The organism is Paenibacillus sp. 276b (assembly GCF_900107875.1).
In the GTDB taxonomy this organism is placed as follows: domain Bacteria; phylum Bacillota; class Bacilli; order Paenibacillales; family Paenibacillaceae; genus Paenibacillus; species Paenibacillus marchantiae.
This window is the reverse complement of sequence record NZ_FNRR01000014.1, coordinates 1-13,591: the sequence shown is the minus strand read 5'-3', so window position 1 is coordinate 13,591 and position 13,591 is coordinate 1. Positions and strand designations below refer to the sequence as shown.

The 13,591-nt window shown below is 46.8% G+C and carries 12 protein-coding genes and 2 rRNA genes; 1 reads left to right on the top strand and 13 read right to left on the bottom strand.

What is annotated here, in order from left to right:
• Positions 1-27: 27 nt before the first annotated feature.
• From ispF to BLV50_RS31535, 3 genes are all read right to left on the bottom strand, one after another.
• Complete coding sequence (gene ispF, locus BLV50_RS31545; protein ID WP_053779226.1) at positions 28-504, bottom strand: 2-C-methyl-D-erythritol 2,4-cyclodiphosphate synthase; 477 nt, start codon at positions 502-504, stop codon at positions 28-30.
• Positions 501-1,193 carry a 2-C-methyl-D-erythritol 4-phosphate cytidylyltransferase gene (ispD, locus tag BLV50_RS31540; protein ID WP_090811989.1) on the bottom strand — a complete coding sequence of 231 codons (693 nt, stop codon included), beginning with the start codon at positions 1,191-1,193 and terminating at the stop codon, positions 501-503. The genes ispF and ispD overlap by 4 nt, the downstream gene beginning before the upstream one ends.
• A 102-nt stretch (positions 1,194-1,295) precedes the next feature.
• Complete coding sequence (locus BLV50_RS31535) at positions 1,296-2,381, bottom strand: PIN/TRAM domain-containing protein (protein WP_063567412.1); 1,086 nt, start codon at positions 2,379-2,381, stop codon at positions 1,296-1,298.
• 174 nt (positions 2,382-2,555) lie between these two features.
• Between BLV50_RS31535 and BLV50_RS31530 the strand changes: the two genes are divergently transcribed.
• Entirely contained in the window at positions 2,556-2,951 is a 396-nt protein-coding gene (locus BLV50_RS31530) for a nucleoside triphosphate pyrophosphohydrolase family protein (RefSeq protein WP_024633611.1), read from the top strand.
• A 123-nt stretch (positions 2,952-3,074) separates the two neighbouring features.
• Here BLV50_RS31530 and pssA read toward each other — a convergent pair whose 3' ends face one another.
• The 10 genes from pssA to BLV50_RS31480 all read right to left on the bottom strand — a co-directional run.
• Complete coding sequence (gene pssA, locus BLV50_RS31525; protein WP_090811987.1) at positions 3,075-3,806, bottom strand: CDP-diacylglycerol--serine O-phosphatidyltransferase; 732 nt, start codon at positions 3,804-3,806, stop codon at positions 3,075-3,077.
• Between the two features lie 43 nt (positions 3,807-3,849).
• Positions 3,850-4,926, bottom strand: coding sequence for a DNA integrity scanning diadenylate cyclase DisA (gene disA, locus BLV50_RS31520; RefSeq protein ID WP_063567410.1), 1,077 nt, complete (start codon positions 4,924-4,926; stop codon positions 3,850-3,852).
• A gap of 13 nt (positions 4,927-4,939) precedes the next feature.
• Positions 4,940-6,307, bottom strand: coding sequence for a DNA repair protein RadA (gene radA / locus BLV50_RS31515; protein WP_063567409.1), 1,368 nt, complete (start codon positions 6,305-6,307; stop codon positions 4,940-4,942).
• A 294-nt stretch (positions 6,308-6,601) separates the two neighbouring features.
• Complete coding sequence (gene clpC, locus BLV50_RS31510; RefSeq protein ID WP_063567408.1) at positions 6,602-9,064, bottom strand: ATP-dependent protease ATP-binding subunit ClpC; 2,463 nt, start codon at positions 9,062-9,064, stop codon at positions 6,602-6,604.
• A gap of 186 nt (positions 9,065-9,250) precedes the next feature.
• Positions 9,251-10,321, bottom strand: coding sequence for a protein-arginine kinase McsB (locus BLV50_RS31505; RefSeq protein ID WP_090811985.1), 1,071 nt, complete (start codon positions 10,319-10,321; stop codon positions 9,251-9,253).
• Positions 10,322-10,349: 28 nt separating this feature from the next.
• Positions 10,350-10,874: a protein-arginine kinase activator protein McsA gene (locus BLV50_RS31500; protein WP_063567406.1), complete on the bottom strand. Its 525-nt coding sequence runs from the start codon at positions 10,872-10,874 to the stop codon at positions 10,350-10,352.
• Positions 10,875-10,904: 30 nt separating this feature from the next.
• Positions 10,905-11,366 (bottom strand): CtsR family transcriptional regulator, encoded by a 462-nt coding sequence (locus BLV50_RS31495; RefSeq protein WP_063567405.1) that lies wholly within the window; start codon positions 11,364-11,366, stop codon positions 10,905-10,907.
• 472 nt (positions 11,367-11,838) lie between these two features.
• Entirely contained in the window at positions 11,839-13,014 is a 1,176-nt protein-coding gene (gene eis / locus BLV50_RS31490) for a GNAT family N-acetyltransferase (protein WP_090811983.1), read from the bottom strand.
• A 200-nt stretch (positions 13,015-13,214) separates the two neighbouring features.
• A 5S ribosomal RNA gene (gene rrf, locus BLV50_RS31485) occupies positions 13,215-13,331 on the bottom strand.
• A 143-nt stretch (positions 13,332-13,474) separates the two neighbouring features.
• Positions 13,475-13,591: ribosomal RNA gene (locus BLV50_RS31480) — 23S ribosomal RNA — on the bottom strand; the annotation flags it as partial.

Below are 13,591 nucleotides of genomic sequence, written 5' to 3'. Positions count from 1 at the left end.
CCCTCCGTCTCTAATTGGTTGATAATATCACACGCGAACAAGGCAAACAACCGATTGGGCAGCTATACCCTCTCCCCGTCCGGGGAATCCGAGTTGCTCTGTTGTTGTCGCTTTGACATTCACCTGAGTTACATCCGCTTCAAGTGCCTTGGCAATAACTTCGGCCATCTGCGGAACATAAGGTGCCATCTTCGGTTTCTGTGCAATAATGGTTGAATCAATGTTCCCCAGACGGTATCCACGATCCTTCACCAACTGCCAGACATGCTCCAGCAGTTTCAGGCTATCAGCATCTTTGAACTCCGGATCCGTATCCGGGAAGTGTTTGCCAATATCCCCAAGTGCAAGCGCACCAAGAATGGCATCACTGATGGCATGCAGCAGCACGTCTGCGTCCGAGTGACCCAGCAGTCCTTTTTCATAAGGGATCGTTACCCCGCCAATAATGCATGGGCGTCCCTCTACCAGTTGATGTACATCGAATCCCTGTCCTACACGTATCATCGCTTCTTCTCTCCCTTGAGCAAAAACGCGGCGTATTCCAAATCTTCCGGCGTCGTTAATTTGATGTTCTTATAACTGCCTTCCACAACCTTGACCGACATTCCCTGGCGTTCAGCCAGCATTGCGTCATCCGTTCCTAGAAATCCGTCCCGGTCCGCCGATTCGTACGCAATCAGCAGGGAAGAAAGACGAAAAGCCTGCGGGGTTTGAATGCTCCACAGACTGCTGCGGTCCGGCGTCGCCGTAACGATTCCATCCGCATTTACTTGTTTGATCGTATCCTTCACTGGAACGGCCAGTACAGCTGCTCCACCCGACATAGCGGCCTTCATACACCCCATAATCTGCTCACGGTTTATAAAAGGACGTACCCCGTCGTGAACGAGGACCCAGTCTGTCCCTAGTGCCTTAAGGCCTTCGTGGACCGAATGTTGTCTCTCTTTCCCTCCGGGGATGACACGGACACGTGATTCCAGTCGGTATTCTTTTACCCAATCCTGGCAGCGTTCAACATCGGCAGCTCCCGTGACCAGCACCATTTCGCTGATCTCGTCCAAAGCCGCAAACACTTCAAGCGTATGTATGAAAACGGGCTTGTCCTGCAGCAGCAGAAACTGCTTACTCTCGGTTGTTCCCATCCGGGTCCCCCGACCTGCCGCCACAATGACAACACCCCACCCTTTATCCATGCCGCAATCCCTGCCTTGTCTGTCAGTTTATCGTCCTAAGATACAAAATATCTACTATCGATATTAAATATCGTTAAACGATACACTACCCATCATACCGCTTTATTGGGCTTTTTCCAACAGTTTCGGCTTGGCAAAAATCATTCGTCCCGCTGACGTCTGCAGCACACTGGTCACCAGCACTTCCATCATCATGCCGATATACTCGCGTCCGCCTTCCACTACGATCATCGTGCCATCATCCAGATAGGCTACACCTTGACCGTGTTCCTTACCATCCTTGATAATTTGCACCATAATCTCCTCACCTGGCAATACCACCGGCTTAACAGCATTGGCGAGGTCATTGATGTTTAGCACGGATACTCCTTGCAGTTCACAGACCTTATTCAGGTTGAAGTCGTTGGTGACAACTTTACCCTGAAGCACCTTGGCGAGCTTGACCAGCTTGCTGTCCACTTCCGAAATCTCCTCGAAATCACCTTCGTAGATGAGCACTTTAACGTCCAATTCCTTCTGAATTTTATTCAGAATATCAAGCCCACGCCGTCCTCTGTTCCGCTTGAGCAAGTCCGATGAATCGGCAATGTGCTGCAATTCCTCCAGAACGAATTCCGGGATTACAATCGTGCCCTCGATAAATCCGGTTTTGCATATATCCGCGATGCGACCATCGATAATTACACTGGTATCCAAAATTTTGTGCTCTTCTAGCCGTCTTTCCTCATCCACCTCAGGATGACCCCAGCGTCCTGACATCCAGAAGGCCGCCAGATCGTCTTTCTTCGCCATGGCAAGCATATAGCCTATATAGCTACTTACGACCGTCAGTGCCACTTGCAGCACTTCTCCGGCCGTCCCCAGCCATGCTACACAAGGATATAACAGCAAGGCCACCAGCAGTCCTGCAACTGTACCCGCCGCACCCGCAGCCAATTCATTCATCGGTACTTTGGCCAACGAATCAATACTATTATGTAGTCTGGTTGCCATTAATGTTCCACCAATGTTACACACGGACATAAACAATACAGCACCTAGTAGGGTTGATACCCCAGCCCCCAATAATCCTGCTGATTGAATCCATTCAGCCATCCAAGGGACGGATTTTCCTGCCAGATGATATGCCGTGTAGCCGAACCATGCACCGCACAATCCTGTAAAAGTTAAAATGCCTTTTTTCCACATAAGTCCCTGCACCTCCTTCAATATAACTTCATCTTTATATCCAGTATGATCCAATTCTCAGATTGCTAATCCCGCTTTTGAAGAACTTTTTGGAAATGTTGCAATCGTCAGTTGAAAGAAGGTAAATTATTGGCATATAATGAATTCAATTCATATCCCGAGGTGAGTAGCAAAATGAGTACGCTAAGTTTACAGGCTTTTCAGGATCAAGTTTCCGAGCTGTTGCTGCGTCATCGCAGCCTGATTGATGTACTGTCCAAAACAGGACAAGCCGGCGCCTCTGTCAACCGTGCCGTGTCCAAGGCCATTACCGAATGCGGCTGCATTGAGCTGCACGCCACCAAGCAGAAATATGCCCCAGAGAGCGACATTGCTCAATCAAAAGGCCTGCTGGAAACGCATGTGGAAGGTGAATTGTGCGAGAATTGTAAAGAGGTGATCAGCTCTGAACTAGGGCGGAACCTGTTTTATATGTCGGCTCTCTGCAATCTGCTGGACATCAACATGGAAGAGGTCGTAAATCACGAGTCACAGAAATGTTCGACGTTAGGGATGTTCAATTTGTCGTAAACAATACGTATTTCATTGCAAATGGTTAAGTTAACGTATAGATTTTAAAAACAAAAATAAGCACGTATTCTCCTGTTGAGGAGCATACGTGCTTTCTTTTTATTTCCCGAAATGATGGAATGCCTAGCGATCGGAAGGACGGGAAGACTTCTCTTCTTTACGCTTTTTGGCTCGGTTCCGCGAGGCTGCCGTCCGCATATTATGCTTCATCCCATATAGAGCGTATAACACAAGTGGAATAAAGATCAATTTGGACAATTGTTCTGGAAACATAACAGCCACCACTACCGCGAAGACGATGACCCAAGGTGCAATCCAGATCGCTTTACGCGGTAGACCAACCTTTTTGAAATTGGGATATTTCAGCGAACTTACCATCAGATACGATAACAGCAAGGTCGCAATCATCATACTCACGGGACCGATATCCTTATTAAACAGGGATAGTGTTGCCAGTACCCCTCCAGCCGCTGGGATCGGCAAACCTGTGAAGTACCCGGGAATACCGGGGCGAACGTTAAACCGGGCTAACCGGATAGCCCCACAGATTGGAAAGCTTGCGGTTGCGATCCAGGCGAAAACCGGAGTTGCGTCCTGAAACGAGACCATGAATATAATTAGAGCTGGAGCTGCACCAAATGAAACCATGTCAGACAAAGAATCCAGCTCTTTGCCAAACTCACTCTGGGCATTAAGTGCACGTGCGACACGGCCATCCAGGCCATCCAGTAACATCGCAATAATGACCAAAATGGCAGCCAAACTATACTTCCCATCAATTGCAAGCAGGATTGCCATCATTCCAAGAAACAGATTACCCAAGGTAAAGAGATTCGGAATGAATCTGGTTAACATCGTTGTTTCACCTCATTATTTTCAAGCCGTTATAGGCAAACCCTTACATTTGTCTGTCAATAAACATCTGCTCCTGCAAACGCTTGAGACCTTCCTTAATGGTTCGGGCCCGTACCTCTCCAATCCCGTCCACTTCGTCCAGCTCTTCTATTGTAGCCATAATGACATGAGGCAATTGTTCGAATTGATCCACCAGGTTATGGATGATGACATTCGGCAGGCGGGGTATCTTATTTAATACCCGATATCCCCGAGGTGCAACCGAATCTTCAGACGTAGCCGCTGACGAAGGGTATCCCAGAAGACGTACAATATGATGTGCATCCAGCAATTCATCGTCCGACAATCTTTTCAGACCAACGATAATCTCACGGATTTTGTCATCACTGTCATCACGGGCATAGTCCTTATACAGCAACCAGGCTTCCTCTTCTGTTGTACCGACGAGCTCCTCCATCTGCATGGAGATCAGACGTCCCTCGTTGCCGAGTTCATGAATGTAACGCTTGATTTCCGTTTTGATGCGCATAACCATTTCCGTACGCTGAATGACATTGACTACCTCAGGAATCGTAACCAGTTCCTCGAACTCGGCGGCGCTCAGATTCGTAAGGGACTGTGTCAATACAGCCTTGTATTTCTCCAAGGTTTGAATCGCTTGATTCGCCTTGGTCAAAATAACCCCGATTTCCTTGAGGGAATACCGTAGTGTTCCTTGGTATAAGGTGATAATATTCCGCCGCTGCGATATAGATACGACTAATTTGCCTGTTTGTTTCGCGACACGCTCAGCCGTCCGGTGACGGATCCCCGTCTCAGATGAAGAGATGGATGAGTCAGGAATAAGTTGAGTATTGGCGTATAGAATACGTTTTAAATCCTCGCTAAGGATAATGGCACCGTCCATCTTGGCGAGTTCATACAAATAGTTCGGGGAGAAATCACAGTTAATCGAGAATCCTCCATCCACCACTTCCATTACTTCAGGGCTGTATCCTACAACCAGCAGTGCACCCGTCTTGGCGCGCAGCACGTTCTCCAGACCTTCGCGGAAAGGTGTACCTGGTGCAATCAGCCTTAACAATTCGTTCATATTATCCAGTTGGCTCGAATCTTTCATCTTGTTATGCCCCCTAATCTAAAGCAACCGCTAGTGCATCTGCCACGGTATTCACACCGATCAGTTGTATCCCGCGAGGATGTTTCCAGCCCTTTAAGCTTTTTTCTGGTAAAATGACACGCTTAAAGCCCAATTTCTGAGCTTCTTTCACACGTTGTTCAGCCCTTGAAACGGCCCGAACTTCACCCGTTAAACCGATTTCCCCAAAGATGACGTCATCTGGCTTGGTCGGTACATCTCTCAAGCTGGATGCGATACTTACAGCAACCGCCAAATCTACTGCCGGCTCATCTAATCTCACACCACCAGCTACGTTCAGATAAGCATCCTGCGTTTGCAAGAACATGCCCATCCGTTTCTCCAGTACCGCAATAATCAGGTTTAATCGATGGAGATCTACCCCTGTTGCCATACGCCGCGGAGAAGGGAAATGTGTGGTTGAAATCAATGCCTGCAATTCCACAAGCAGAGGACGTGTGCCCTCCATGCTGGCAACTACGGTAGAACCAGCCACACCCAGAGGACGTTCTGACAAAAAGAGCTCAGAAGGGTTGCCTACTTCACGAAGTCCATCTTCGCCCATTTCAAAAATGCCGATCTCATTGGTCGAACCAAAACGGTTCTTTACCGCACGTAAAAGGCGATACGTATGATGCCGTTCTCCTTCAAAATAAAGAACACAGTCCACCATATGTTCCAACATACGTGGACCTGCAATGGCGCCTTCTTTCGTAACATGCCCCACAAGTACGGTTGCAATGCCTCGCCCTTTGGCGATTCGCATGAACCGTGAGGTACATTCCCTTACCTGAGCTACACTGCCGGGTGCACTGGTGACTTCTGGCAGATAAACGGTCTGAATAGAGTCGATGACTAGAAAATGCGGCTGGATCTGCTCTACCGCTTCCTCTACCCGCTCCATATTGGTCTCACATAGTACATATAACTCAGGAGACAGCGCACCCAGACGGTCAGCCCGCAATTTCGTTTGCTTAACTGATTCCTCACCTGAGACATATAACACACGCAAACCTGAGTGAGTCAAAGCATGAGATGTTTGCAACATCAATGTTGATTTTCCGATTCCGGGGTCTCCGCCCACCAGAACGAGAGATCCTGGAACAATTCCGCCGCCCAAAACCCGGTTCAGCTCTTCAATTCCAGTCTGTACACGCGGTTCCTGACCGCTATCTATATCTATGATGGGAAGTGGCTTATCTTTACTCTCAAAGAGAGGGGAATTTCTCCCTTGTGTTTTGACCACCGTTTCGGTTTCTTCCACCATTGAATTCCAAGACTGACAACCCGGACATTTGCCGTACCATTTGGGGGCTTCATAGCCGCATTCCGTACACTGAAACTTGGTTTTAACTTTGGCCACTTCAGCACTCCTAGGATTTATTTTATAACAGCATTTTGCATTTTTCGACGAATTTTGCCTTAATTCCCTGACGTGCAGGGTTAATAAAAGTTTACCATTGTTTGAGATTTTTCGTAAAGGATTATCGCAAACTTTACACATGTTCGTAGCACTTCTAAGTTTATTTTCTGATAAACAACAGCTCTGGGTCTCTGACTGGCACAAAAACACAAAAAAATCCTTCCCGACTAAAGCCAGGAAGGATTTTTGTTTTATACATCAGACTCAGTAGTTATGTCACTAGTTGAGTGTTACTTATTTCGTTTCGATTTCCTCAGTGGAAGGAACAACAACGTCTTTTTTAGTTACAGACAATGCTCCATTCTCTTCATCGATGAGCAACGAATCACCTTTAGTCACATTACCCGTGAGCAATTCTTCCGACAATTTGTCTTCAATATGCTTCTGGATCGCCCGACGAAGCGGACGAGCACCATAGGCTGGATCGAAGCCTGCTTTGGCAAGGAAAGCCTTGGCATTGTCTGTGAGCTCGAAGTCGACCTCGTATTCATTCAGACGTTTACGAAGCTCTTCACTCATCAGTGTAACAATCTCAGCAATGTGTTTTTCTTCAAGAGAATGGAACACGATAATTTCATCAATCCGGTTAAGGAACTCAGGACGGAAGCTTTTCTTCAGCTCATCCATCACTTTACCCTTCATGTTATCGTAATCCGCACCTGCATCCACTACTGCCGTAAAGCCCAGTGTAGAGTTACGTTTGATCGCTTCCGCACCCACATTGGATGTCAAAATAATCAACGTATTCCGGAAGTCTACGACGCGACCTTTGGAGTCGGTCAGACGACCATCCTCAAGCACTTGCAGCAAGATGTTGAATACTTCAGGATGTGCTTTCTCGATTTCATCGAGCAGGACGACAGAGTAAGGTTTGCGACGAACTTTCTCTGTCAGCTGTCCACCTTCTTCATATCCCACATATCCCGGAGGCGCTCCGACGAGTCTTGAAGTGGAATGCTTCTCGCCATACTCGGACATATCAATCCGGATGACTGCATTTTCATCCCCGAACATGGCTTCTGCAAGAGCACGAGCCAGCTCGGTTTTACCTACCCCTGTAGGACCAAGGAAGATAAATGAACCCATTGGACGTTTCGGATCTTTCAATCCGGCACGAGCACGACGAACTGCACGACTGACGGACTTCACAGCCTCATCCTGACCGATGACACGTTCATGCAGAATTGATTCCAGATTCATCAAGCGTTGTGTCTCTTCTTCTTTCAGCTGATTCACCGGAATACCAGTCCAGCTGGCTACTACTTGTGCGATATCCTCAGGAGTTACCTCAGAATCCGTGCGACCTTGTTTTTCTTTCCATTGGTTCTTCGTTACATCCAGCTCTTCACGGATTTTTTGTTCCGTGTCACGTAGTGCTGCTGCCTTTTCGAACTCCTGGCTTTGAACCGCTGCGTCTTTTTCCTTCCGGATATCCTCGAGACGGCTCTCCAGTTGTTTGAGGTTAGGTGGGATCGTGTAAGAGTTCAGTCTTACTTTGGAACCCGCCTCATCAATCAGGTCAATCGCTTTGTCCGGCAGGAAACGGTCTGTAATGTACCGATCAGACAGTTTAACCGCCTGCACAATCGCTTCATCCGTAATTTTTACCCGGTGATGCGCTTCGTAACGATCACGTAAACCATGCAAAATTTGAACCGCTTCTTCTGGAGAAGGCTGATCGACCGTAATCGGTTGGAAACGACGCTCTAGCGCAGCATCCTTCTCGATATATTTGCGATATTCATCCAACGTTGTAGCACCGATGCACTGCAATTCTCCACGGGCCAAAGCCGGTTTCAAAATGTTCGAAGCATCAATTGCACCTTCCGCTCCGCCTGCACCAATCAGGGTATGCAATTCGTCGATGAACAAGACAATGTTACCCGCTTGACGAATTTCATCCATAATTTTTTTCAGACGATCTTCGAATTCACCGCGATATTTTGTACCTGCAACAACTGAACCCATATCCAATGTCATGACACGTTTGTCACGCAAAGTCTCTGGAATTTCGTTGGCGATGATTTTTTGTGCAAGTCCTTCAGCGATAGCTGTTTTACCTACACCTGGCTCACCGATCAGTACTGGGTTGTTCTTGGTACGACGGCTCAGCACCTGGATAACACGTTCGATTTCTTTACTACGTCCAATCACTGGGTCCAGGTTGTTCTCCTTGGCATACGCCGTAAGATCACGTGCCAGACTGTCCAGTGTTGGTGTGCTGACATTGGAAGGCGTACCATTATGACTGGATACAGCTTCACTGCTGCCAAGCAGTTGCAGCACTTGTTGACGTGCCTTGTTCAAACTAATACCCAGGTTGTTCAGCACACGTGCTGCAACCCCTTCGCCTTCACGAATCAATCCTAGCAGGATATGCTCTGTGCCTACATAGGTATGGCCCAATTTGCGAGCTTCATCCATAGACAATTCAATCACTTTTTTCGCACGAGGCGTATATGCAATGTTCGTAGGTTGCTCTTGGCCACGGCCAATTAGCGTCTCTACTTCATCTTGAATTTTTTCCAATCCGAGTCCCAGGCCGATCAGCGCTTTGGCTGCGATGCCTTCGCCTTCACGAATGAGGCCGAGCAAAATGTGCTCTGTACCGATGTTATTATGACCAAGACGGACAGCTTCTTCCTGCGCCAATGCGAGCACCTTTTGGGCCCGTTCCGTAAATCTTCCAAACATCATATCTCCTGCACCTCCATGGTTTTGGATAAAACGGGGGCTGTTGAAAGGATCCCACCGTATTCTTCATATCATTTTTGTTTGCAGCCATGCTGCGAATAAAATCATTCAGCATTCATTTATAAAAATGCTCTATTATATAAAAGCCGCAATGCGGCGTGAAACCTTTATAAACAACTATTGAACAACCTAGGATTGATTGGCTGCACTGATCGTATCACGGATCAACTGAGCCCGATATATGTCACGCTCATCTGTCCGCATGTCTTCCCCAAATGTTTTCTGCAAAAAGCCCGGCTGCGTCATCACATTCAACTCGTTCATCACGGTAATGGACAAGCCGTCCAACAATCCGAGATCTACACCAAGTCGAACATCAGACAGACGCTGTGCAGCTTCCTTCGAATCAACGATGGCTGCATGGGACAAAATGCCGTAAGAACGCATAACCCTGTCGGTAATCCGCAATCTGGAGTCGGTAATTAACCGTTCTCTGGCGGTACGCTCATGCCCAATCATCTGTAACACAACACTATGCAGGTTATCGATGACTTCTTGTTCCGTCTGCCCCAGTGTGATCTGGTTCGAGATCTGGAACAGGTTACCCATCGCCTCACTGCCTTCACCGTAAATTCCCCGTACAGTCAGTCCGACTTGGGATACTGCGGTTAGAATCCGGCCAATCTGCTGTGTCATCACCAGAGCGGGCAGATGCATCATGACAGATGCTCTTACACCTGTACCTACATTCGTAGGACAGCTGGTTAAATATCCTCTGCGGTCATCAAAAGCATAATCCACATGCGCTTCAAAAGCATCATCTATGGCGGAAGCTTTCTCCCAGGCTTCTTTCACCTGGGACCCCGGATAGAGGCACTGGATACGAAGATGATCCTCTTCATTAATCATAATACTGACAGATTCATCCTCACTGAGAATAACAGCACCATTTCTGGATTCGTTCGCAAGACTGGGACTGATCAAATGCTTCTCCACCAGCACCCGTTTGTCAAGGTCATCGATATCAATCAGATCCAGGGTATGAAAATCTCCAAAAGCATGAACGTCATCGTATTGAAGTACTTCGCTCAGCTTATTCAGCACTTCTTCCGATTGCTCATTGGAAGCCAGCATCGGAAACGGATAATGCTGCAGGTTGCGTGCGATCCGGACTCGGCTGCTAATGACGATTTCGGAATCAGCCGCATCACTACGCATCCAGTCGCTGAGCGCCTTCTCTGTAAAACGCAGATTAGGCATTACGCATCCCTCCTACTCATCACAAACTTTACTCCTGAGCTATTTCTTTTTCAAGTTCCCTGATCTGATCACGAATTTGAGCGGCTTCTTCAAACTCCTCTTGCGTTATGCTCTCCTGAAGATCCCGTTTCAGATCAGCAATCTGTCTTTTGACCTTGATGCGACCACCAGCCCGTGCAGGCACTTTACCCACGTGGGAAGTGCTACCGTGAACCCGTTTAAATAGTGGGTCCAAACGACTGTCAAAATATTTATAACAAGAACTACAGCCAAAGCGGCCGATTTTGCTAAACTGTGAATAGGTCATGCCGCATTCTTCACAACGAAGGGATTGCGCAGGTGTTGCTCCCGCACTGCCATTCTTGCCTGAGGGTTCAAAATCAAGCAACCCGGACAATAAGTTATGAATGGAAAATCCGTTGGATGTTCCGGGAATCATTTCCCCTTTTTCACGAGCACATGACTCACAAATATGGAATTCCGTCTTCTCTCCGTTCACGATCTTCGTGAAATGGAGTGTTGCCGGACGGTTGTTGCATTCTTGGCACAGCACAATGATGTACCCCCTTGATCCCGATAGTTTTCATTTACCGAGCAAAGATATTAACATCGCCTTTAACATTCTGGCACGAATTTGATCCCGGTAAGGAAGTTTGACCAATATAATCTCTCTCGATACAGCTGCCCGCATCAACCCGGCTTCCCTTTTGCTTAAGAAACGTGCTTCTTCCAGTTGGTAGATCAGACCTTCGGCAGCTGTCTGCCCGATCTCATCTCCAATACTATGGTGCAAATGGTTATGCAGAGCCGAGTGAGCCGGCAATTCAATCCGCTGTATGCGAACATAACCGCCGCCGCCACGTTTACTCTCTACAAGGTAACCTTTTTCGAGTGTAAATCGGGTGCTGATGACATAATTGATCTGGGAAGGCACACATGAAAATTGATCAGCCAGATCATTACGTTGAATTTCGACCAATCCTTCGGGACTTTCATGCAAAATACTCTTCAGATATTGTTCGATAATATCAGAGATATTACGCATCCACTCATCCTCCACTGTCTGAAACGTTAAGTCAATAAGGACCCACACGCCCCTACAGAGTACACCTTCTCAACCCATTTAACCAATCAAGGAAACAGCGAAACTGATCTTCAACGGTCTTTAACAGGAGAGCGAAGGACGCTCGAAGGTCCTTTAATATTGCTTTTATCCGCTGATGTGTACTACCTTCAATATGGCTCCCACCACCGGATTGCAGAAAGAAAGCTACGTAAGTATTTAACCTTTAGTTGACTTTGACTTTCTTTGACTTTATATACATTATAGCATATTTTGTGGTTTTGCCAAGAGGGAGCACTATTCATTTTTTACGATTTTACACGAAATATTCGGCTGACACAAAAAAACCTCTCCAAAATAGCTGGAGAAGTCCATTTGTCTCACACTAGCATCGTAATGCTATACAAGTTAAGTCTATGAAATTGATCCTAAAATACTCGTTACTCTATGAGGATCAGAAAAAATCAAGTAAATACGTTTCCCGTTCAGGAATCGCTTGCTCCAAAGCCTTAATCGCTCCATTCGGTCCTTCAATTCTACCTATTTGAGCCATCTCTGCGGGCCTACGATACCCCATCAGCATTGCGGTGAGCGCCTGTATGTCTACTTTAACAGTCTGATCTTTAGCTGCCGACTCAGATGTTTTCCATATCGAAGCTGTACCATTCATCGCCACATTCAACTGCCATACCCCTTCATTCCATGGTGCATGGGCATCCTCTACCTGGAGATTAATCTGTACTGGTGAGTCTGGGCTCGCAAAAGGATACTGTGAAATAAATTGTTCTACACTCACAATACGTGCCATGAAGAAAGGTACAATTTCCTGCTGAATCCGCGGATTATCTAATTGAAAAGCAAGCATATCACTGGCTGGTGCCTGTAAAGTGACTTCCTCAATCATGGAATCATGGTTGGCAATAAAGGTCCACAAACCTTGTCTTGTCTCTTCATTCAGATAAATGATCTCTTTAATGGTAAACTTTCTTTCCTTAACCTCATATAAAACATAGCCTTTTGCTTTACCAGCTTCATCATAATATACAGCCTTCTGGCTGGCGCCATTAGATAGAACTGAATTCTCCCATCTCGCATCATCCCGAATCAAGGTTCCGTTATAGCGTTCAGCGTACGCACTGTATACTTCCTTTAATATACTGAGTCCCGGATCGCCACGGCGAATTGTTCCAGGGGTTGCCTTTTTCGCAGGCAGATGAGCTGTAGGCACTTTATATCGTTTAAACTCAACATACGTCTCCCATCCATATCTCCGATAAAATGCAAAAGAAAACGGATGCAAAAACGATATACTTTGTTTGTTACGGTTCATTTCCTCCAGCGCATGCTTCAACAGCCCAGCTACCCAGCCTTTACGTCTATATTCTGGCCATGTCGCTACTCCCGCAATACCGCCCATCTCGAACGATCTCCCATGAATATAGGTTTGAAAAGGAATAATATGAAGTTTGGCACCCAATTGTCCTTCCTCAAATACACCCCATATATCCTGTGAATCAAATTGACTCCGTCTCTTCTCCGTTTGCTCTTCACTCATTACCACTTGAAAAGCATACTCGGAGAGTGCCATAGCTGGCTCAAAATCATCTACGGTTAATTTCTGAATTTCCATGTCGTCCTGCACCCCGTTCTCTAAGTTATGATATCTTTCAAATCATGGCCTGATACGTGATGTATGTATCCATTTATGAGTGTGTCAGAGGAACGGGACAAAGTCAAACAAGAGATGCGCGGGCATCTCTCGGGGATAACGATCTATATTAAAAAACACAAATAAAAACCACCACCGAATAACATCGGCAGTGGTTCTTCGCTTGGCGGCGTCCTACTCTCCCAGGACCCTGCGGTCCAAGTACCATCGGCGCTAGAGGGCTTAACGGTCGTGTTCGGGATGGGTACGTGTGGAACCCCTCCGCCATCGCCACCAAACGCGATTTGTCGAAGCATAGCTTCTTGAAATCATTGTAGAACTGAAAATCATACACACATTCTGTGATGTACCGATTTTCATTTCAGAGTTTATTCTCTGAAAACTAGATCCGAAACGAAATGTGCGATTTATAACTTGCATATTGGATAAGCCCTCGACCGATTAGTACTGGTCAGCTCCATGCATTGCTGCACTTCCACCCCCAGCCTATCTACCTCGTCGTCTTCAAGGGGTCTTACATACTGGGAAATCTCATCTT

Coding starts and splice junctions, on each gene's coding strand:
- ispF (WP_053779226.1), bottom strand. CDS start 504: ATGATACGTGTAGGACAGGGATTCGATGTACATCAACTGGTAGAGGGA.
- clpC (WP_063567408.1), bottom strand. CDS start 9,064: ATGATGTTTGGAAGATTTACGGAACGGGCCCAAAAGGTGCTCGCATTG.
- BLV50_RS31495 (WP_063567405.1), bottom strand. CDS start 11,366: ATGCGTAATATCTCTGATATTATCGAACAATATCTGAAGAGTATTTTG.
- ispD (WP_090811989.1), bottom strand. CDS start 1,193: ATGGATAAAGGGTGGGGTGTTGTCATTGTGGCGGCAGGTCGGGGGACC.
- pssA (WP_090811987.1), bottom strand. CDS start 3,806: ATGTTAACCAGATTCATTCCGAATCTCTTTACCTTGGGTAATCTGTTT.
- BLV50_RS31535 (WP_063567412.1), bottom strand. CDS start 2,381: ATGTGGAAAAAAGGCATTTTAACTTTTACAGGATTGTGCGGTGCATGG.
- disA (WP_063567410.1), bottom strand. CDS start 4,926: ATGAAAGATTCGAGCCAACTGGATAATATGAACGAATTGTTAAGGCTG.
- BLV50_RS31505 (WP_090811985.1), bottom strand. CDS start 10,321: ATGCCTAATCTGCGTTTTACAGAGAAGGCGCTCAGCGACTGGATGCGT.
- eis (WP_090811983.1), bottom strand. CDS start 13,014: ATGGAAATTCAGAAATTAACCGTAGATGATTTTGAGCCAGCTATGGCA.
- BLV50_RS31530 (WP_024633611.1), top strand. CDS start 2,556: ATGAGTACGCTAAGTTTACAGGCTTTTCAGGATCAAGTTTCCGAGCTG.